This is a genomic window from Agrococcus citreus, from assembly GCF_039527715.1.
Lineage (GTDB): Bacteria > Actinomycetota > Actinomycetes > Actinomycetales > Microbacteriaceae > Agrococcus > Agrococcus citreus.
On sequence record NZ_BAAAKK010000006.1, the window covers coordinates 1 to 19,669 of the forward strand.

At 72.3% G+C, this 19,669-nt stretch carries 20 protein-coding genes; 1 reads left to right on the forward strand and 19 read right to left on the reverse strand.

Going from position 1 to position 19,669, the window contains the following annotated elements:
• Positions 1–428: 428 nt before the first annotated feature.
• The 17 genes from tyrS to infC all read right to left on the reverse strand — a co-directional run bounded on the left by tyrS (position 429) and on the right by infC (position 17,567).
• On the reverse strand, positions 429–1,727 hold the full coding sequence (tyrS, locus tag ABD106_RS13120; RefSeq protein WP_343921097.1) for a tyrosine--tRNA ligase: 1,299 nt from the start codon (positions 1,725–1,727) through the stop codon (positions 429–431).
• 19 nt (positions 1,728–1,746) lie between these two features.
• Positions 1,747–3,162, reverse strand: a complete 1,416-nt coding sequence (gene argH / locus ABD106_RS13125; RefSeq protein WP_343921099.1) for an argininosuccinate lyase — start codon at positions 3,160–3,162, stop codon at positions 1,747–1,749.
• Positions 3,159–4,103, reverse strand: a complete 945-nt coding sequence (gene argF, locus ABD106_RS13130; protein ID WP_343921101.1) for an ornithine carbamoyltransferase — start codon at positions 4,101–4,103, stop codon at positions 3,159–3,161. The genes argH and argF overlap by 4 nt, the downstream gene beginning before the upstream one ends.
• Entirely contained in the window at positions 4,100–5,020 is a 921-nt protein-coding gene (gene argB, locus ABD106_RS13135) for an acetylglutamate kinase (protein ID WP_343921103.1), read from the reverse strand. Before argB ends, argF begins: the two co-directional genes overlap by 4 nt.
• Positions 5,010–6,173, reverse strand: coding sequence for a bifunctional glutamate N-acetyltransferase/amino-acid acetyltransferase ArgJ (gene argJ, locus ABD106_RS13140; protein WP_343921105.1), 1,164 nt, complete (start codon positions 6,171–6,173; stop codon positions 5,010–5,012). Before argJ ends, argB begins: the two co-directional genes overlap by 11 nt.
• Entirely contained in the window at positions 6,170–7,216 is a 1,047-nt protein-coding gene (gene argC / locus ABD106_RS13145; protein WP_343921107.1) for an N-acetyl-gamma-glutamyl-phosphate reductase, read from the reverse strand. Before argC ends, argJ begins: the two co-directional genes overlap by 4 nt.
• Positions 7,217–7,225: 9 nt before the next feature.
• Entirely contained in the window at positions 7,226–7,909 is a 684-nt protein-coding gene (locus tag ABD106_RS13150) for an SIMPL domain-containing protein (protein WP_343921109.1), read from the reverse strand.
• Between the two features lie 26 nt (positions 7,910–7,935).
• A complete protein-coding gene (gene pheT, locus ABD106_RS13155) occupies positions 7,936–10,419 on the reverse strand; it encodes a phenylalanine--tRNA ligase subunit beta (RefSeq protein ID WP_343921111.1) in 2,484 nt (827 codons plus the stop codon).
• Positions 10,419–11,465, reverse strand: a complete 1,047-nt coding sequence (pheS, locus tag ABD106_RS13160) for a phenylalanine--tRNA ligase subunit alpha (RefSeq protein ID WP_343921113.1) — start codon at positions 11,463–11,465, stop codon at positions 10,419–10,421. The genes pheT and pheS overlap by 1 nt, the downstream gene beginning before the upstream one ends.
• Positions 11,466–11,491: 26 nt before the next feature.
• Positions 11,492–12,436 (reverse strand): amino acid ABC transporter permease, encoded by a 945-nt coding sequence (locus ABD106_RS13165; protein WP_343921115.1) that lies wholly within the window; start codon positions 12,434–12,436, stop codon positions 11,492–11,494.
• A complete protein-coding gene (locus tag ABD106_RS13170; protein ID WP_343921117.1) occupies positions 12,433–13,080 on the reverse strand; it encodes an amino acid ABC transporter permease in 648 nt (215 codons plus the stop codon). The genes ABD106_RS13165 and ABD106_RS13170 overlap by 4 nt, the downstream gene beginning before the upstream one ends.
• A gap of 63 nt (positions 13,081–13,143) precedes the next feature.
• Complete coding sequence (locus ABD106_RS13175) at positions 13,144–14,070, reverse strand: glutamate ABC transporter substrate-binding protein (protein ID WP_343921119.1); 927 nt, start codon at positions 14,068–14,070, stop codon at positions 13,144–13,146.
• Positions 14,071–14,107: 37 nt separating this feature from the next.
• Complete coding sequence (locus ABD106_RS13180) at positions 14,108–14,845, reverse strand: amino acid ABC transporter ATP-binding protein (RefSeq protein WP_343921121.1); 738 nt, start codon at positions 14,843–14,845, stop codon at positions 14,108–14,110.
• 74 nt (positions 14,846–14,919) lie between these two features.
• Complete coding sequence (locus tag ABD106_RS13185; protein ID WP_343921123.1) at positions 14,920–15,735, reverse strand: TrmH family RNA methyltransferase; 816 nt, start codon at positions 15,733–15,735, stop codon at positions 14,920–14,922.
• A gap of 1 nt (position 15,736) precedes the next feature.
• Positions 15,737–16,123, reverse strand: a complete 387-nt coding sequence (rplT, locus tag ABD106_RS13190) for a 50S ribosomal protein L20 (RefSeq protein WP_343921125.1) — start codon at positions 16,121–16,123, stop codon at positions 15,737–15,739.
• Between the two features lie 33 nt (positions 16,124–16,156).
• Positions 16,157–16,351 carry a 50S ribosomal protein L35 gene (rpmI, locus tag ABD106_RS13195; protein ID WP_306233565.1) on the reverse strand — a complete coding sequence of 65 codons (195 nt, stop codon included), beginning with the start codon at positions 16,349–16,351 and terminating at the stop codon, positions 16,157–16,159.
• 10 nt (positions 16,352–16,361) lie between these two features.
• Positions 16,362–17,567 carry a translation initiation factor IF-3 gene (gene infC, locus ABD106_RS13200; RefSeq protein WP_425545759.1) on the reverse strand — a complete coding sequence of 402 codons (1,206 nt, stop codon included), beginning with the start codon at positions 17,565–17,567 and terminating at the stop codon, positions 16,362–16,364.
• Between the two features lie 141 nt (positions 17,568–17,708).
• On the opposite strand from infC, the gene ABD106_RS13205 reads away from it, so the two are divergent.
• Positions 17,709–18,071, forward strand: coding sequence for a DUF1844 domain-containing protein (locus tag ABD106_RS13205; protein WP_343921131.1), 363 nt, complete (start codon positions 17,709–17,711; stop codon positions 18,069–18,071).
• Here the strand turns inward: ABD106_RS13205 and ABD106_RS13210 are convergent.
• Positions 18,068–18,907, reverse strand: a complete 840-nt coding sequence (locus ABD106_RS13210; RefSeq protein WP_343921133.1) for an SseB family protein — start codon at positions 18,905–18,907, stop codon at positions 18,068–18,070. The two genes, ABD106_RS13205 and ABD106_RS13210, sit on opposite strands and share 4 nt — an antisense overlap.
• A gap of 9 nt (positions 18,908–18,916) precedes the next feature.
• Complete coding sequence (gene priA, locus ABD106_RS13215) at positions 18,917–19,666, reverse strand: bifunctional 1-(5-phosphoribosyl)-5-((5-phosphoribosylamino)methylideneamino)imidazole-4-carboxamide isomerase/phosphoribosylanthranilate isomerase PriA (RefSeq protein ID WP_343921135.1); 750 nt, start codon at positions 19,664–19,666, stop codon at positions 18,917–18,919.
• Positions 19,667–19,669 lie beyond the last annotated feature (3 nt).

A 19,669-nucleotide genomic window follows, 5' to 3' on the forward strand; every position in this document is an offset into this window, starting at 1 on the left:
ATTTGGCATTTGACATTGTGCACGCTGTTGAGTTCTCAAGGATCAGACGCTCTCGTGCATCCCCTTCTCAGGTTCTGCGCCGAGGCAACTTCTCTATCGTAACCACTTCTCAGACCGTGTCAAATCGACACGCTGTGCGATTCGGCGTCGTTCGGGCCGGCTGCATGCTGCTGCCGTCCGTCGCGCTGCGCGCTTCGCACTGTCTTCGTTGAAGTGGATTGTCACCGTACTCGCTTCGGGCGGCGACACGCTACTGCGTGCGGCCTTCTTGCGAGGAGGTGGTCCCTCTTGATCCGCTGGCCTGACCGGCTCTGCGTCTTTGGGGTGACGAGTGATTACGTTACACGGGCCTGGGCCCTGCTCCCCAAACCGCGTGCAACCCGGGCGTGTCGCACCGGAATCCCGCGGAAGCAGGGGGACAGCAGGCGTCAGGCGCCGGCGTCGACGCCAGCGAGCGTCTTCTTGCCGCGCCGCAGCACGGCGAAGCGACCGTGCAGCAGTCGACCCTCGAGCGTGGCCGACGGGTCATCGATCCGCTCGTTGTTGACCGACACCCCGCCCTGGGCGATCGCCCGCCGGCCGTCGGAGAGCGAGTCGACGAGTCCGGTCTCCTGCAGCAGCTGCAGCACGGGCGCATCCGGCGTCGCGGTCGCGAGCTTGTCGAGCGACGCGATCGCCGCCGCGAGGGTCTCGGCATCGAGCGCCGAGAGGTCGCCGCTGCCGAAGAGCGCGTGCGAGGCGTCGATCGCCTGCTGCGTCGCGGCCGATCCGTGGATGAACGCGGTGGCCTCGAGCGCGAGCACGCGCTGCGCCTCCCGCCGGAACGGCGCTGCCGCCGTCGCTGCCTCGAGCTCGTCGATCCGCTCCTTCGGCAGGAACGTGAACGACTTGAGCAGCTGGACCACGATCGCGTCGTCCTGGTTGAGCCAGAACTGGTACATCGCGTACGGCGTCGTGAGCTTGGCGTCGAGCCACACCGCGTTGCCCTCGCTCTTGCCGAACTTGCGTCCCTCGGCGTCGGTGATGAGCGGGGTGCCGATCGCGTGCGCGTGCACGCCGTCGGCCTTCCGCAGCAGCTCGGTCCCAGCGGTGAGGTTGCCCCACTGATCGCTGCCGCCGGTCTGCATGAGGCAGCCATAGCGGCGGTGGAGCTCGAGGAAGTCCATGCCCTGCAGCACCTGGTAGCTGAACTCGGCGTAGGAGATGCCCTCGTCCGACTCCATGCGCGCGGCGACCGCGTCCTTGCGGAGCATCGTGCCGACGCGGAAGTGCTTGCCGATCTCGCGGAGGAAGTCGACGGTCGACAGCGGCGCCGTCCAGTCGAGGTTGTTGACGAGCCGCACCGCGCTCTCCCCCTCGTCCGAGAGGAACCGGAGCACTTGCGCCTGCAGGTAGGTCACCCACTCGGCGACCGTCTCGCGCGTGTTGAGCTGCCGCTCGCTCGTCGGCTTCGGGTCGCCGATCAGCCCGGTCGAGCCGCCCACGAGCGCGAGCGGCCGGTGCCCGGCGAGCTGCAGCCTGCGCATGACGATGAGCTGGGCGAGGTTGCCGAGGTGCAGGCTCGGCGCCGTCGGGTCGAACCCGCAGTAGAACGTGATCGGCTCGCCGCCGAGCAGTGCGCGCAGCGCCTCCGGGTCGGTCGAGACGTGCACGCTGCCGCGGTACTGCAGCTCGTCCCACACGTTCTCGAAGGCGGGGTCGAGCTGGATGGGCGCAGGATCGATCACGACTCGAACCTACCGGGGATCAGCGCGCGGCCAGGCGCGCGAGGCGCGCGTCGAGCGAGTCGAGCTGCGCGTCGACCGCGGAGCGAGCGGTGCCGCCGATCCCGTCGCGCGATGCGATGGCGCCGTCGACCGTGAGCACCTCGCGCACCTCCGGAGCGAGGTGCTCGCTCACGCTGCGGTAGTCGTCGTCGGTGGCCTCGTCGAGCTCGATGCCGCGCTCCTCGCACAGCCGCACGAGCGCACCCGAGATCTCGTGCGCCTCGCGGAACGGCACGCGCCGCTTGACGAGCCACTCCGCCACGTCGGTCGCGAGCGCGTAGCCCGCTGCCGCGCCCGAGCGCATCCTCGCCTCGTCGAAGTCGAGCGTCGCGACCATGCCGGCGAACGCCGGCAGCAGCACCTGCAGCTGGTCGACCGCGTCGAAGACGGGCTCCTTGTCCTCCTGCAGGTCGCGGTTGTACGCGAGCGGCAGCGCCTTGAGCGTCGCGAGCAGTCCCGCGTGGTCGCCGATGAGCCTGCCGGCCTTGCCTCGCGCGAGCTCGGCGATGTCGGGGTTCTTCTTCTGCGGCATGATCGACGAGCCGGTCGAGAAGCCGTCGTGGAGCTTCGCGAACCCGACGTCGCGCGTCGACCAGAAGATGACCTCCTCGGCGAGGCGCGAGAGGTCGATCGCCGTCATCGTCAGCACGAAGGTGAGCTCGGCGACGACGTCGCGCGCGCTCGTCGCGTCGATCGAGTTCGGGCTCGGCGCCGCGAGGCCCAGCTCGCGCGCGACGAGCGCGGGGTCGAGGCCGAGCGTCGAGCCGGCGAGCGCGCCAGCCCCGTAGGGCGACTCGCTCGCCCGCACGCGCCAGTCGGCGAGCCGCTCGAGGTCGCGCAGCAGCGGCCACGCGTGCGCGAGCAAGTGGTGGGCGAGCAGCACCGGCTGCGCGTGCTGCAGGTGGGTGCGACCGGGCATCGGGGCGGTCGGATGCGCTGCCGCCTGCATGCGCAGCGCCTCGATCACCGCGCGGATGCCGCGCTCGACCTCGTCGGTCTCCTCGAGCATCCACACCCGCACGAGCGTCGCGATCTGGTCGTTGCGGCTGCGACCGGCGCGCAGCCTGCCGCCGAGCTCGGCGCCCGCGATGTCGATGAGGCCGCGCTCGAGCGCGCCGTGGACGTCCTCGTCCGACTCCGCCGCAGCGAACGCGCCCGTGCGCACCCGCTCGGCGAGCTCGTCGAGCGCCGCGCGCATGGCGGCGAGCTCGTCGTCGTCGAGCAGCCCCGCGGCATGGAGCGCCATCGCGTGCGCCTTCGAGCCGCGGATGTCGAGCTGCGCGAGCCGCCAGTCGAACTGCGTCGACTTCGACAGCCGTGCCATCTCGGGGCTCGGGCCGGAGGCGAACCTGCCGCCCCAGAGCGATCCCTCGTTCGTCGCGTGCTGGTCGCTCATGCTGCGGCCTCCGTCGATCCCGCGCGCTCGAGCAGCCACGCGAGCAGCGCCTTCTGCGCGTGCAGCCGGTTCTCCCCCTCGTCCCAGATGATCGACTGCGGGCCGTCGATGACGTCGGCGGTCACCTCGAACCCGCGGTCGGCGGGCAGGCAGTGCATGAAGACCGCGTCGGGCTTCGCCTGGTCCATGAGCGCCTGGTCGACCTTGAAGCCGCCGAACGTCGCGACGCGCTCCGCCTTCTCGTCCTCCTTGCCCATCGACACCCAGGTGTCGGTGACGACGACGTCGGCGTCGGCGATGGCTTCGGCCGCGCTCGACACGACCGTCGCGCTGCCGCCGGTCGTGCCCGCGATGCGCTGCGCGTCGGCGACGACGCCCGCCTCGGGCGCGTACTCGGCGGGTGCGCCGACGCGCACGTGCATGCCGGCGGTCGCGCACGCGAGCAGGTACGACTGGGCCATGTTGGAGCGGCCGTCGCCGACGAAGCCGACCGTCAGCCCGGCGAGCTCGCCCTTGTGCTCCTGCATCGTGAGCAGGTCGGCGAGCAGCTGGCAGGGGTGGAAGTCGTCCGAGAGCGCGTTGACGACCGGCACCGTCGTGCCGGCAGCCATCTCCTCGAGCCCCGCTTGCGCGTAGGTGCGCCAGACGATCGCCGCCACCTGGCGCTCGAGCACGCGCGCCGTGTCGGTCGCCGTCTCCTTGCCGCCGAGCTGGCTCGACGCGGTGGAGATGATGAGCGGCGAGCCGCCCAGGTCGGAGATGCCGACGTGGAACGACACGCGCGTACGGGTCGACGACTTGTCGAAGATGACGGCGACCGACTTGGGGCCCTCGAGCGGGCGCTCGCCGAAGCGGTCCAGCTTCATGCGCCGCGCTCGCTCGAGCACCTCGCGCTGCTCGGCGGGGCTCAGGTCGTCGTCGCGCAGGAAGTGGCGGGTCATGCGGTCTCCTTGGTGGGATGCGCGGTGCCGGGCACGACCTCGGTGCCCGAGCCCGCGCTCGTGAAGATCTCGGTGAGGATGGAGTGGGGCGAGCGGCCGTCGATGATCGCGGCCTTCGGCACCCCGGCGCGCACGGCGGTCAGGCACGCCTGCATCTTGGGGATCATGCCCGACTCGAGCGAGGGCAGCAGCGCCTCGAGCTCGATGTCGCTGATCTCGCTGATGAGCGAGTCGCGGTCGGGCCAGTCGCGGTAGAGGCCCTCGACGTCGGTGAGGATGACGAGCTTCTGGGCACCGAGGGCCGCGGCGAGCGCCGCCGCCGCCGAATCGGCGTTGACGTTGAGGCTCTCCCCCGGCCTGTCGCCGTCGGGCGCGATCGACGAGACGACCGGGATGAGCCCGGCGTCGAGCAGGCGGTGCACGCCCGCCGGGTCGACGGCCACGACGTCGCCCACCTGGCCGAGGTCGACATCCTCGCCGTCGACGACGGTGCCGCGCCTGCGGCCCGTGAAGAGTCCGGCATCCTCACCGGAGAGGCTCGCCGCGAGCGGCCCGTGCGCATTGATGAGCGAGACGAGCGTGCGCGCCACCTGGCCGGTGAGCACCATCCGCACGACGTCCATCGCCTCGGGGCTCGTCACCCGGTAGCCGCCGCGGAACTCGCTCTCGATGCCGTGGATGCGGAGCGCCTCGTTGATCTGCGGGCCCCCTCCGTGAACGACGACGGGCTGCAGTCCGACGTGGCGGAGGTAGACCATGTCCTCGGCGAAGGCGCGCTGCAGCTCGGCAGACACCATCGCGTTGCCGCCGTACTTCACGACCACGGTCGCGCCGCGGTAGCGCTCGAGCCACGGCAGCGACTCGATGAGCGTCTCGGCCTTCCGCGCGGCTTCGGCCGCCGCTCCCCTAGCTCGCATACGCGGAGTTCTCGTGCACGTAGTCGTGCGTGAGGTCGTTCGTGCGGACGGTCGCGCTCTCGTCGCCCGCGAACAGGTCGATGACGATGCTCGTCGCGCGCGGCGCCAGGTCGACCTCCTCGCGCGGGCGGTCGGGCTCCCCCGCGTGGCAGACGCGCACGCCGTTGAAGTGCACGTCGACCGCATAGGGGTCGAACGCGGCGTCGGTCGTGCCGATCGCCGCGAGGACGCGACCCCAGTTCGGGTCGTTGCCGAAGATGGCCGCCTTGAAGAGGTTGGAGCGGGCGACGGAGCGCGCGACGACGACCGCGTCGTCCTCGCTCGCCGCGTGCCGCACCTCGATGGCGATGTCGTGGGTCGCGCCCTCGGCGTCGCCGTGCAGCTGGCGCGCGAGGCCGTCGCACACCGCGGTCACGGCGGCGGTCAGCGCAGCCTCGTCAGGGCGCACGCCCGCCGCGCCCGACGCGAGCAGCAGCACGGTGTCGTTCGTCGACATGCAGCCGTCGGAGTCGAGCCGGTCGAAGGTGGTGCGGGTCGCGGCGCGCAGCGCGCGGTCGAGCACGTCGGCGTCGGCCTCGGCGTCGGTCGTGAGCACGACGAGCATCGTCGCGAGGCCGGGCGCGAGCATGCCCGCGCCCTTCGCCATGCCGCCGACGGTGAAGCCATCCCCTGCGGCCACCGCTTGCTTGGGCTTCGAGTCGGTCGTCATGATGGCCTCCGCGGCGGCGAGCCCGGCCTCGTCTCCGGCCGCGAGCGCATCCGCAGCGAGGTCGACGCCGTGCAGCACGGCGGCGCGGAACGCCTCGTCGCCGACCCCGATGAGCCCTGTCGAGCACACCTGCACGTCGATGGCTCCGATCCCGAGCCGCTCGGCGACCCGCTCCGCGGTCTGGTGCGTCGTCTGGAAGCCGAACGCGCCCGTGAAGCAGTTCGCGCCGCCCGAGTTGAGGATGACGGCGCGAGCGCTGCCGCCCGCGATCGCCTGCTGGCTCCACAGCACGGGGTTGGCCTTGGCCCGGTTCGAGGTGAAGACGGCGGCGGCGGCGTCGAGCGGTCCGTCGTTGACGACGAGCGCCACGTCGGGCCCGCCGGACGACTTGACGCCGGCGGCGACGCCCGCGGCGCGGAAGCCCGCGGCTGCGGTCACGCTCACGGCGCGACCCCGTCGACCGAGAGGCCCGTGTGCTCGTCGAGGCCGAGCGCGATGTTGGCCGACTGGATCGCGGCGCCCGCCGTGCCCTTGCCGAGGTTGTCGAGCGCCGCGATCGCGACGACGCGACCGGCCGCGATGTCGAGCCCGACGCCGATGTGCACCGAGTTCGAGCCGACGACGTCGGCGGTGCGCGGGAACGAGCCGGCCGGCAGGACGTGCACGAAGCGCTCGTCGCCGTAGGCGGAGAACCACGCGCTCTGCACCTCCTCCGCCGTGGCGTCGCCGACGAGCGGCGCGCTCACGGTCGCGAGGATGCCGCGCGACATGGGCACGAGCACCGGGGTGAAGGAGTGGCGCACGTCGGCGGCACCGACCGCGCGGAGGTTCTGCGCGATCTCGGGCAGGTGCCGGTGCGTGCCGCCGACGCCGTAGGGCGTGGCGGAGCCGGTGAGCTCGGCCGCGAGCAGGTGCGTCTTCGCGGCACGGCCCGCGCCCGAGGAGCCGACCGCGAGCACCGACGTGAGGCCCGTCGGGTCGACGAGTCCCGCCGCGATGCCGGGGGCGATCGCGAGCGTGACCGCCGTGGCGTTGCAGCCGGGCACGGCGATGCGCCGCGCGGCGCGCAGCTCGCGGCGCTGCCTGCCGCCATCGGCGAGGATCAGCTCGGGCATGCCGTAGGGCCAGGTGCCGGCGTGCTCGGTGTCGTAGAACGACTGCCAGTCGTGAGCGTCGAGCAGCCGGTGGTCGGCGCCGGCGTCGACCACGAGCGTCGATTCGGGCAGCTGCGCGGCGATGCCGGCGGAGTGGCCGTGCGGCAGCGCGAGGAAGACGACGTCGTGGCCCGCGAGCACCTCGGCGGTCGTCTCCTGGAAGGTCAGCGAGGCGAGGGAGCGCAGGTTCGGGTGGACGGAGACGAGGGGCTGCCCGGCGTTGGCGTGCGCCGTGACCGTGCGCACCTCCAGCTCGGGATGCTGGGCGAGCAGCCGCAGCAGCTCACCGCCCGCGTATCCGCTCGCGCCTGCGACGGCGACGGAGAGGCTCATGCCTCCAGGCTAGTCGCCCGCCGATCCCCGGTCGTGCCGCAGCGCATCCGCGACGAACCGCACCTCGACCGCGGCGCGCACCTCGAGCTCGCCCGCCTCGAGCGAGACGGCGGGGCCCGCGTCGGCGGCCTCCATCGCCATCGCCGCCATGCGGCCCTTCGGCGCGACGGGCCCGGGCGGCATCGTGCCCGGCTCCTGGATCGCGTCGATGACGGGCGCGCCGAGCCCCGCCGCGGCCGCGTAGTCGCCGGCGCGCTCGACCGCGTCGGCGATCGCGCGCGTGCGGGCAGCCCTCGCGCGCTGCCGCTCGGTCGCGTCGGAGAGCGACCATTGGATGCCGCCCACCTCGTGCGTCTGGTGCAGGCCGACCCGGCCGATCCAGGTGCCGAGCGCCTCGAAGTCGCGGAACCGCACGGTCACCGCGGCGGCCGCCGTGTAGACCGACCGCCGGGGCTGGCCCTCCCCGACCCACTCCTCGTGGTGCGAGATCCACACCCGGTCGGCGTGCCACGACTCGGCGGCACCCTCCGCCTCGTGGGCCTCCGCGTCTGTCACGAGCCGATCGTGGGCCTCGGCGACGGCATGCATCGCCGCCTCGGGGCTCGGTGCGCTCCACCGCGACTGCACCGTGACCGTCGCCCGCTCGGCGGCGGCGCGCTCCACCGCCGAACCGCACACCGTGATCTCGACCATGGCCGGATGCTACCCCGCGCCGGGCGCTACTCGCGGAGCCGCGCTCCGTGCCGCTCGGTCGCGACGGCGAGGCCCGCGAGCTTCGCCTCCGAGGCCTCGGCAGCCGTGAGCGTGCGGTCGGGCGCGCGGAAGCGGAGCGCGAACGTGAGCGACTTCTCGCCCTGTGCCAGCCCGCCGTGGCCGAGCCCGGCTCCGCGGTAGTCGTCGACGAGCGCGATGTGCTCGAGCAGCGCGCCGGCGCCGTCGCGCACCGCGCGGCGCACCTCGCCGGCGGGCACGCCGACGGGCACGACGACCGAGAGGTCCTGCGTCGCCGCCGGCACCGGCGCGATGCGCTGCGTGTCGAGGCTCACGCGGGCCCGCTCGATGAGGAGGCCGAGGTCGAGCTCGGCGACGGCGACGACGCGCGGCAGGTCGGCAGCGGCCGCCACCGCAGGCAGCAGCTCTCCGGCGACGCCGACGACCGTCTCGCCCAGCAGCAGCTCGGCCGTGCGCCCGGGGTGCAGCCACGCGCGCTCCGACTGGCGCAGCTCGAGCTCGAGCCCGAGCGTGCGCGCGATGCGCTCCGCCGCCTCGATCGCGTCGGCGACGCCGTAGCGCGCGGCGGGCGTGCCCGGCTGCTTGCGCACGCGCTCGCCGACGAGCAGCACCGCCGCGTGGTCGGGCTGCTCCGGCAGGCGGTCGAGCTCGGCGAGCTCGACGTCGGAGGGGCGGGCCGCCGCGCTCGGCAGCGTGTCGGTGCCCTGGCCGTCGACGGCGTGGAAGACGCGGCCGAGCTCGAAGAGCGCGAGGTCGGTGAGTCCGCGGCCGAGGTTGCGGTGCGCGGTGTCGAGCATGCCGGGCACCAGCGCGGTGCGCAGCCACGGGCGCTCGCCGTCGAGGGGGTTCTCGAGTCGCACGGGCGCTGCGCCCACCATCGCGGCCTGCCGCTCGGTGACGAACGGCGCGACGAGGACCTCGGTGAGGCCGTTCGAGGCGAGCGCGTCCGCGACGCGGCGGCGCAGCCGCTGGGCGCGCGTGTAGCCGCGGCCGGGGGGCGCGACGGGCAGCACGGAGGGGATGCGGTCGAAGCCGACGATCCGCGCGACCTCCTCGACGAGTCCCTCGCGGTCGACGAGGTCGCGGCGCCACGTGGGCGGCGTCACCGTCCACGCATCCGCGTCCTCGTCGATCTGCGCGCCGATGCGCTCGAGCGCATCGCGTGCTTCGTCGACGGTGTAGTCGGCACCCGTGTGGTCGCTCCAGAAGCCGACCGGGATGCGGATGGGCGCCATCGCGGGCACCTCGCCCACGTCGGTGCCGAGCTCGTCGATCGTGCCGCCGGCGAGCTCGACGAGCAGCTGCGCGACGCGCGCCGCCGCGGCTGCCGCGACGGCGGGGTCGACGCCGCGCTCGTAGCGCTTCGAGGCCTCGGAGAACAGCTTGTGGCGTCGCGCGGTGCGGCCGATCGTGACGGGATCGAACGTGGCCGCCTCGATGAGCACGTCGGTGGTCGACCCATCCATCTCGGTCTCGGCGCCGCCCATGACGCCCGCGAGGCCGATGGCGCCGCGGTCGTCGGTGATGAGCAGGTCCTCGGTCGAGAGCGCGCGGTCGACGCCGTCGAGGGTCGTGAGCCGCTCCCCCGGCGCTGCTCGGCGCACGGCGATGCCGCCCTGCAGCTTGCCGAGGTCGTAGCCGTGGATCGGCTGCCCGAGCTCGAGCATGACGTAGTTCGTGATGTCGACCGGGAGCGAGATCGAGCGGATGCCCGCGAGCCGCAGGCGAGAGGCGAGCCACGAGGGCGTCGGCCGGCTCGGGTCGATGCCGCGCACGACGCGCACGACGAAGCGAGAGCAGCCGTCGCGGCCGCGGATGGGGGCGTCGTCGCGCAGCTCGACCGGGAAGCCGGCCGCGGTGCCGGTCTCGATCGCGGCGGGGTCGCGGAAGGGCTGGCCCGTCGCCGTCGCGACCTCGCGCGCGATGCCGCGGAGCGAGAGCGCGTAGCCGCGGTCGGGCGTGACGTTGATCTCGACCGCCTGGTCGTCGAGGCCGAGGATCGTCAGCGCATCCTCGCCGACCTCCCCGGGGATGCCGAGCTCGTCGAGGCGCATGATGCCGTCGTGGTCGTCGCCGAGGCCCAGCTCGCGCTCGGAGGCGATCATGCCGTCGGAGACGTGGCCGTAGGTCTTGCGCGCAGCGATCTCGAAGCCGCCCGGCAGCGATGCGCCCGGCAGCGTGACGACGACCCGGTCGCCCTCGACGAAGTTGAGCGCGCCGCAGACGACGCCGCGCACGCCCCCGTTGGCCTCGCCGACATCGACCTGCACCCAGCGGATGGTCTTACCGTTCTTCTGCGGCTCCTCCACGAGCTCGAGCACGCGGCCGACCACGATGGGCCCCCGCAGCTCGCCGCCGTGGACGGCCTCCTCCTCGAAGCCGACGCGCACGAGCGTCGCGTGCAGCCAGTCGGCGGTGTCGTCCTTCGGGATCTCGACGAGCTCGCCGAGCCATGACAGCGGGATCCGCATCAGATCACCATCCCGAACTGCTCCGTGAAGCGGACGTCGCCCTCGATCATGTCGCGCATGTCGTCGAGCAGGTAGCGGAACTGGAGGGTGCGCTCGATGCCCATGCCGAACGCGAAGCCGGAGTGGACGTCGGGGTCGATGCCCGCAGCGCGCAGCACGTTGGGGTTGACCATGCCGCAGCCGCCCCACTCGACCCAGCGCGCGCCGCCGCGCATGCCGGGGTGCCACACGTCCATCTCGGCGCTCGGCTCGGTGAAGGGGAAGTAGTTGGGGCGCAGGCGGATCTTCGCCTCCTCGCCGAACATGATGCGCGCGAGGTGCTCGAGCGTGCCGCGCAGGTGGGCCATCGTGAGCCCCTTGTCGACGGCGAGTCCCTCCATCTGCGTGAAGACCGGCAGGTGCGTCGCGTCGATGTCGTCGGTGCGGTAGACGCGGCCGGGCGCGACGACGTAGATCGGCAGCTCTCGGGTCAGCATCGCGCGCAGCTGCACGGGGCTCGTCTGCGTGCGCAGCACCATGTGACGGTCGGCGGGTGCGACGTAGAACGTGTCGGACTCGCTGCGCGCGGGGTGGTCGGGGTCGACGTTGAGCGCGTCGAAGTTGTACCACTCGTGCTCGAGCTCCGGGCCCTCGGCGACCTCCCAGCCCATGCCGACGAAGACATCGCTCATCTCGTCCTTGAGCATCGTGAGCGGGTGGCGGCCGCCGCGCGAGCGGATGCGCGGGAGCGCGGTGACGTCGACGCGCTCGGTCTCGAGCTGCGCGGCCTCCTCGGCGAGCGCGAGCTCGGCCTGCCGGGCGGCGATCGCCTCTGCGACCCGCGAGCGACCGGCGCCGATCGTCTGGCCGGCGGCCTTGCGGTCCTCGGGCGCGATCTCGCGCAGGCTCGCGTTGAGCGACGCGAGCTCGGAGCCCTGCCCGTTGTGGGCGGACTTCGCGGCCTGCAGGTCGGCGGTCGTCGTGGCGGCGTCGATGGCGGCGAGCGCCGCGGTCACCGCGGCGTCGACGCGCGCGCCGAGGCCGGTGGGATCGTCTGGGTTCAGCACCCGACGATCCTACCGAGCCGTCGGCGTCAGCCGCCGCCGCCCGAGCCCATGCCGGCGCCGGGCAGCCGGGTGACGTCGGCCTGCGGGTCGTTGATCTCGCGCAGCGCCTGCGTCGAGACGGGGATCGCGGTGGTCGCGGTGCCGTCGAGGTTCGGCCCGCCACGGCGCGGCCGCTGCATGCGCTTCGCGAGCAGGCGGACGAGCGCGGAGAGGCTCAGGTTGATGGCGAGGAAGATCGCGAGCATGACGAAGAACATCGACAGCGCGTAAGGGCCGCCCTGGCGGTCGTAGAAGTCGACGAGCTGGCGCCCGATGCGGATGATCTCGGGCGAGCCGACGATGTAGCCGAGCGACGTGTCCTTCAGCAGCACGATGAGCTGCGCGAGGATGATCGGCAGCATGATGCGCAGCGCTTGCGGCAGCTCGATCTCGAGCGTCGTGCGCAGCGGCGTCAGGCCGATCGCGAGCCCGCTCTCGCGCTGCCCCTTCGGGAGCGACTTCATGCCGGCGCGGAGCGCCTCGCCGATGATCGCCCCGTTGTAGACGATGAGCGCCCAGACGACGGCCCAGTAGGCGCCGGTGGAGAAGACGATGAGGATGAAGAGCATCATCAGCAGCACGGGCATGCCGCGGAAGAACTCGAGGACGATCGTGGTGGGCACGCGCACCCACGCGGAGGCCGCGTTGCGCATGATCGAGAACACGACGCCGAGGATCATCGCGCCGACGGCCGCGATCGCGGCGATCGACAGGGTCGTACCGAGCCCGACCATGAGCCCGCGCGCTCCGAACCAGAGCTGCGGATCCTGGAAGATGTCCCAGCGATCCTGGTAGAACGCGCCGCCGAGCCAGAGCTGGTAGGCCGCGAGGGCGAGCGCCACGACCGCGACGACCGCGAAGACGATCGAGAGGATGCGCGAGCGCCGGATGGCGTTCGGTCCCGGGGCGTCGAAGAGGACGGAGCCGCTCATCGCTGCACGCTCCACTTGCGCTCGAGGTGGTCGACCAGCTGGCCGAGCGGCACCGTCAGGATCAGGTAGCTGAGGGCGATGCCGACGAAGATCTGGAGGCTCTGGTCGCCGTACACGTTCGAGAGCCGCTGGGCGACCGAGACGAGCACGAAGACGAAGAAGCCCATCGCGACCGAGGTGTTCTTGACGAGCGCGATGACGACGTTGATGACGGGCGGCATGACGCTGCGGAACGCCTGCGGCAGGATGACGAGCCGCATCGTGGCACCGAAGCCGAGGCCGATCGAGCGCGACGCCTCGGCTTGCCCGAGGGGAACGGAGTTGATGCCGGAGCGCACCGCCTCGCCGAAGAACGCGCTCGTGTAGTAGGTGAGCGCGATGACCGCGCCGAGGGTGAAGTCCAGGACGATGCCGAGCTTCGGGAGCACGAAGGCGGTGAAGAAGAACACGAGCGTGAGCGGCGTGTTCCTCGCGACCTCGGTCCAGACCGCCGCGACGACGCGCAGCGCCGCGACCGGCGACACGCGCATGCCGGCGAGCAGGATGCCGATGGGCAGGCCTATGAGCGTCACCACGGCGGTGAGCAGCAGTGTCGCGCCCATGCCCTGCAGCCAGAGCGGCCAGTTCTCGAGAAGTGCTTGCATCAGTCCCTCATCCGGCGGCCGGGTGCGGGAGGAGCTCCTCCCGCACCCGGCTCGGGTGATCGATCAGTAGCGGTCGGGTGCGGGGAACTCGGGCGTCGGCAGGACGGTGCCTGCGGTCTGCTCCCAGAGCGACGCCATGGTGCCGTCGGCGACCGCCTCCTCGAGGACCGTGTTGATCCAGTCGCGGAACGCGTCGTCGCCCTTCTCGAGACCGATGCCGTAGGGCTCCTGCGTGAACGTCTCGCCCTCGTTGACGAGCTCGAACTCACCGGCGTTCTGGTCGACGAAGCCCGCGAGGATCACGTTGTCGGTCGTGACCGCGACGACCTGGCCGTTGCGCAGCGGGTCGAGGCAGTTGGAGTAGGTGTCGGTCGCGCTCAGCACGGCGCCGTACTCGTCGACGATGCGCGCCGCGGGCGTCGAGCCCTCGACGGAGCAGACCGCGAGGCCCGCGACGTCGTCCGGCCCGGTGAGGCCCTCGGGGTTGCCCGCGAGCACCATGAGCGCCTGACCGGCCTCGTAGTACGGGCCTGCGAAGTCGATCTTCTCCTTGCGGGCGTCGTTGATCGTGTAGGTCGCCGCGACGATGTCGACGGTGCCGTTCTCGATGAAGGTCTCGCGGTTGGCCGAGACGGTCTCCTCCCAATCGACGTTCTCGAACGGGATGCCGAGCTCGGCGGCGATGAGCGAGCCGACGGCGACGTCGAAGCCCTCGGGGGCGCCGTCGGGGCCGACGAGGCCGAACAGCGGCTGGTCGAACTTGGTGCCGATCGTGATCGAGCCGGCCTCGGCTAGCTCGGCCATCGTGGTGCCGGCCTCGAACTCGGGCGACTCCGCGACCTCCAGGCCGTACGGGTGGTCGGTCGTGGCGGCGCCCGACTCCGCGGGCTCCTCGGGAGCCTCGGACGACGTCGTGCCGGCGGGGCCGCCGCACGCGGTGAGGGCGAGGACCGCGAAAGCGGCGACGCCCAGCGTCAGCTTGCTGCGCATGGGTGCTTCTCCTTGATTTGGTGTGCTGGGAACAGGGTCAGTGGGTGAGGATCTTCGAGAGGAAGTCCTGCGCGCGCGCGGTCTGCGGGTTCGAGAAGAACGCCTCGGGCGTCGAGTCCTCGAGCACCTTGCCGTCGGCCATGAACAGCACGCGGTCGGCAGCCTTGCGGGCGAAGCCCATCTCGTGGGTGACGGTGATCATCGTCATGCCGCCGTGCGCGAGCTCGACCATGACGTCGAGCACCTCGTTGATCATCTCGGGGTCGAGCGCGCTCGTGGGCTCGTCGAAGAGCATGAGCTTCGGCTCCATGGCGAGCGATCGAGCGATCGCGACGCGCTGCTGCTGACCGCCCGAGAGCTGGGCCGGCATCTTGTGCGCCTGGTTCGCGATCCCGACGCGCTCGAGCAGCACCATCGCCTGCTCCTCGGCATCCTTGCGCTTCTTGCCGCGCACCTTCATGGGGCCGAGCGTGACGTTGTCGAGGATCGACTTGTGGGCGAACAGGTTGAAGGACTGGAAGACCATGCCGACGTCGGCCCGCAGCTGCGCGAGGCCCTTGCCCTCGGAGGGCAGCTTCACGCCGTCGATGCGGATCTCGCCGTCGTCGATGGTCTCGAGCCGGTTGATCGCGCGGCAGAAGGTCGACTTGCCGGAGCCCGACGGGCCGATGACGACGACCACCTGCCCCTTGGGGATCGCGACGTTGATGTCGTTGAGGACGTGGAGGTCGCCGTAGTGCTTGTTGACGTGGTCGAGCTCGACGAGGGGCTGCATGCCGTCATCAAAGCACGACCTATGGGCCAGCCCGACGCACGCTGACCGATCGCAACGAAATGGTTACACGGCGCCTAGCGGAGGGCGCGCTGCGCGAAGGCCGACTGGTACAGGCACACGGATGCCGCGGTGGCGAGGTTGAGCGACTCCGCGCGCCCGTAGACGGGCAGCCGCGCGGCTCGATCCGCGAGCGCGAGCGTGCCGGCGTCGAGACCGCGGGCCTCGTTGCCGAACAGCCACGCCGTGGGTCGCGCGAGCACGCCCTCGGACTGGAGGTCGACGAGGTCCTCCCCCGAGACGTCGGCGGCGAGCACCGAGAGGCCGGCTGCGGCGGCGGCCTCGACGGCGTCGATGGTCGAGGCGCCGACGGCGATGTCGATGTGGAAGAGCGAGCCGGTGGTGGCGCGCACGACCTTGGGGGCGAACGCATCGACGGAGTTGGCGGTGACGACGACCGCGGATGCGCCGGCGGCGTCGGCCGCGCGCAGGATCGTGCCGAGGTTGCCCGGGTCGCGCACCTCGTGGAGGATCGCGACGAGCGGGTGCTCGCTCGCGGCGGCGCGCGCGATGGCGTCCTCGAGCCGCACGGGCGCCTGCTTCGCGACCGCCACGACGCCCTGCGGGTGCACGGTGTCGGCGATGGCTGCGAGCGCGCGCTCCGAGACGTCGGTCAGCTGCGCGTGCTGGGCGGCCCGCTCGAGCAGCTCGGGGTGGCGCTCGCGCGCCGCGTCGGTGACGAACACCTCGACGAGCTGCGCAGGCTGCCAGCGCACGGCCTCGTCGAGGCACGCGGGGCCCTCCAACAGGAACAGCCCGGTCGAAGACCGGGCTGCTCGCTGCTGGAGTCTCGCAGCCTCTCGCACGCGGGGCGCGCGGGGGCTGTCGAGCACGTCAGGCTGCGCTTCGCGGAGCCGAGGTGTCGGCCGGCAGTGCGGCCTTCGCTGCCTCGACGAGCGTCGCGAAGGTGGCGGGCTCGTGCACGGCGAGCTCGGCCAGCATGCGGCGGTCGACCTCGATGCCCGCGAGGCCGAGGCCCTGGATCAGGCGGTTGTAGGTCAGGCCGTTCGCGCGCGACGCGGCGTTGATGCGCTGGATCCACAGGCGGCGGAAGTCGCCCTTCTTCGCCTTGCGGTCGCGGAAGGCATAGACGTGCGAGTGGAGCAGCTGCTCCTTTGCCTTGCGGTACAGGCGCGAGCGCTGGCCGCGGTAGCCCGAAGCCTGCTCGAGGATGACGCGACGCTTCTTGTGGGCGTTGACCGCCCTCTTGACACGTGCCATGAGTCTGTTCTCTCTATCTCTTCGTCGCGCGCGTCAGCGTGCGAGCAGCTTCTTGATGATCTTGGCGTCGGCCGGGGCGAGGACCTTGTCCCTGTTGAGGCGGCGCGTCTGGACCGACGACTTCACCTCGAGGTTGTGGCGCATGCCAGCCCCCTGCTTGCGGATCTTGCCGGAACCGGTGATCTTGAAGCGCTTCTTCGCACCGGAGTGCGTCTTCTGCTTGGGCATTCTTCTTCTCCTACTCGGATGCTGGCTCGCCGGCGGGCGGACCCGCGGGCTTGGCCTTGGGGGCTGCGGGCTTGGTCGCCGCCGAAGGCGTCGCAGGCTTCCCCGCGGGCTTCGGGGCGCCGGGCTTCACAGCGGGCTTGGGAGCTGCCGGGGCGGCAGCGGGGGTGCGGGACGGCGCCGCGGCGGGCGTCGCTCCTGCGGGCCGGGGTGCGCCTGCGGGACGCGGTGCGCCTGCGGGCGTCGGCTGCACGGTGCGCGGCTGCTGGCGCGGACGCGAGTCCGACGAGTCCGACGAGGGACGCGACGAGCTCGACGGGCGCGAGGACGCTGCGCTCGCCGGGCGCGACGCACCGGTCGACGGGCGCGACGAGCTCGACGGGCCGGACGTCGATCGCGACGAGGTCGAGGAGCTCGACGAGCTCGAGGAGCCGGCCGGACGCGAGCGGAGCTCGGCCTCGGCTGCCGCGACCGCGCTGCTCGCGGGCAGCGCCGGACGCTCGGGACGCTCGGCGTCGAGGGCTGCCTGGCGGGCGGCCTGGCGCTCGGCCTCGAGGCGACGCTTCTCCTGGTCGGCGGCGCGCTGCGCGGAGCGGACTGCGTTGAGCTCGGCCTTCGCGTCGGACTTCGAGCGCATCGGGCCCACGATCATGACCATGTTGCGGCCATCGATCATCGGCGACGACTCGACCGAGCCGAACTCGGCGATGTCCTCGGCGAAGCGCTGCAGCAGGCGGACACCCTGGTCGGGGCGCGACTGCTCGCGACCGCGGAACAGGATCATGGCCTTGACCTTGTCGCCGGCCTTCAGGAAGCCCTCGGCGCGCTTGCGCTTGGTCTCGTAGTCGTGCTCGTCGATCTTGAGCCGGAACCGGACCTCCTTGAGGACCGTGTTCGCCTGGTTGCGACGAGCCTCCTTAACCTTCTGAGCCTGCTCGTACTTGAACTTGCCGAAGTCCATGATCTTGACGACGGGCGGGCGCGCCTCGGGAGCGACCTCGACGAGGTCGAGCTCTGCCTCGCGGGCAAGACGGAGGGCATCCTCCACCCGGACGACGCCGACTTGCTCGCCAGCAGGGCCGACCAGTCGGACTTCGGGGACGCGGATGCGCTCATTGGTGCGGGGGTCGCTGATCGCGGGCTCCTTCTCGTTGCGTGCTGTGTGCTGGTGCACGGCGAACGAGGAGCCGAAACGCACATGCTCTGCGCGGCTCAGCACCTGCGACGCAGAGCATCGCGGTGCCGTTGACCCGTTAGCCTGGAACGACTGCGGGTGGGATTGCTCCTCTTTCACCTTCCGGGCGCAATGCCCGAAACCTGCAGAAGCCTACCAGACACCGACCTTCGGGAGAAGAGTGCGATGAGCGACGCGATGCAGCACGACCACGATCACGAGGACGCGATCAACGAGATGCGCGACATCGCGGAGGTCCCGGCGGTCGAGCTCATCAACACCGTCGCGATCCACCTGCTGAGCGCCGCCGCGGTGAAGGTTGGCCTCGCCGACGACCCGGAGCAGCAGCTCGACCTCGACGAGGCGCGGAAGCTCATCAACGCGCTCGCAGGGCTCGTGACCGCCGCCGCCGCGGAGGTCGGCTCGATCCACGCCGCGCCGCTGCGCGACGGCCTCCGCTCGGTGCAGCTCGCCTTCCGCGAGGCGAGCGCGATCCCCGACGCACCGGGCAAGGGCCCCGGCGAGAAGTACACCGGGCCCGTCAACTAGAACCTGCGGCGGGCCTCGGCCTCGGCGCGCGTCACGGCGAGCGTCGCGGGAGCCGCGAGCGGCAGACGCGCAGCGCCCCCGTCCCAGCGGTGCACGCGCACCGCGACGCTGGAGATGCGCGCGCGCACGACCTCGGCCGCGCCGAGCGCCTGCGCCGCCGCCTCGACCTGCCGGGCGGCGTCGGGCGAGGGGTCGACGAGCGCGTGCACCTCGAGCTCGGCGCCCGCGAGCCGGCATCGCGGGTCGCCGGCGGCGATCACGACCGCCTGCACCGCCGGCTGCGCGAGCAGCGCGTCGAGCACCGCGTCGTGCACGGCCGGGTCGTCGACGCCCCACGACCAGGGGGCTTCCGTCAGCAGCGCCTCGAGCATCGAGCGGCCGAGCACGAACTCCCCCTCGCCGCCCGGGTCGACGACGATGCGCGCGGGACCGTCGAGCGCCGCGGCCGCGGCGCGCTGCACGCTCGTGGGCACCGGTCGGGCCCTCGCGTTCCAGGCCTGCATCGCGGCGACGCCCGAGAACATCGGCAGGATGGGTGCGCCGTCGGGACCCTGGACGGTGACGATCGACAGCTCCTGCGTCTTGTCGATCGTCCGCCCTGCCGCGTCGACGCCCGTCTCCCCCGCCGCCGCGAGCAGCGGCACGAGCAGCCGCTCGCCCCGCAGCGCATCGACGACCGCGACCGGTGCCGCCGTGCCGTCGGCGAGCGCGCGCACCGCCGCGAGGTAGCCCTCGGGCGCCGAGCCGTCGTCGCCGGCGTACGCCGTGTCGTGGTGGCCGAACGAGCGCCCCGCCCACGGCCTGCCCGCCGAGTCGGCCTCCCGGCCCGGCGTCATCGCCACGCCTCAGTCGCCCGCGACGTCGAGCGCCGCGGCGAGCGTGAACGCACCCGCGTAGAGCGCCTTGCCGACGATGGCGCCCTCGACGCCGTGCGGCACGAGCTCGCGGAGCGCCGCGATGTCGTCGAGGCTCGCGATGCCGCCCGACGCGACCACCGGCTTCTCCGTGCGCTCGGCGACCTGGCGCAGCAGGTCGATGTTCGGGCCCTGGAGCGTGCCGTCCTTCGTCACGTCGGTGACGACGTAGCGGCTGCAGCCCGCCGCCTCGAGGCGGTCGAGCACGTCCCAGAGGTCGCCGCCGTCCTGCGTCCAGCCGCGGGCGGCGAGCGTCGTGCCGCGCACGTCGAGCCCGACCGCGATCTGGTCGCCGTACTCCGAGATGACCGACGCCGTCCACTCGGGGTTCTCGAGCGCGGCGGTGCCGAGGTTGATGCGCTTCACGCCGGTGGCGAGCGCCGCCTCGAGCGATGCCTCGTCGCGGATGCCGCCGGAGAGCTCGACGTGCACGCGGCCGCGGACGGCCTTGATGACCTTCTTGATGACCGCGCGGTTGTCGCCGCGGCCGAACGCCGCGTCGAGGTCGACGAGGTGCAGCCACTCGGCGCCCTGGCGCACCCAGTCCTCGGCGGCGTCGACCGGGGTGCCGAAGGACGTCTCGGTGCCCGCGCGTCCCTGCGTCAGCCGCACCGCCTTGCCGCCCGCGACGTCGATGGCGGGCAGCAGCTGCAGCTTGGGCGACTGGTTGAAGTCGGTCATGAG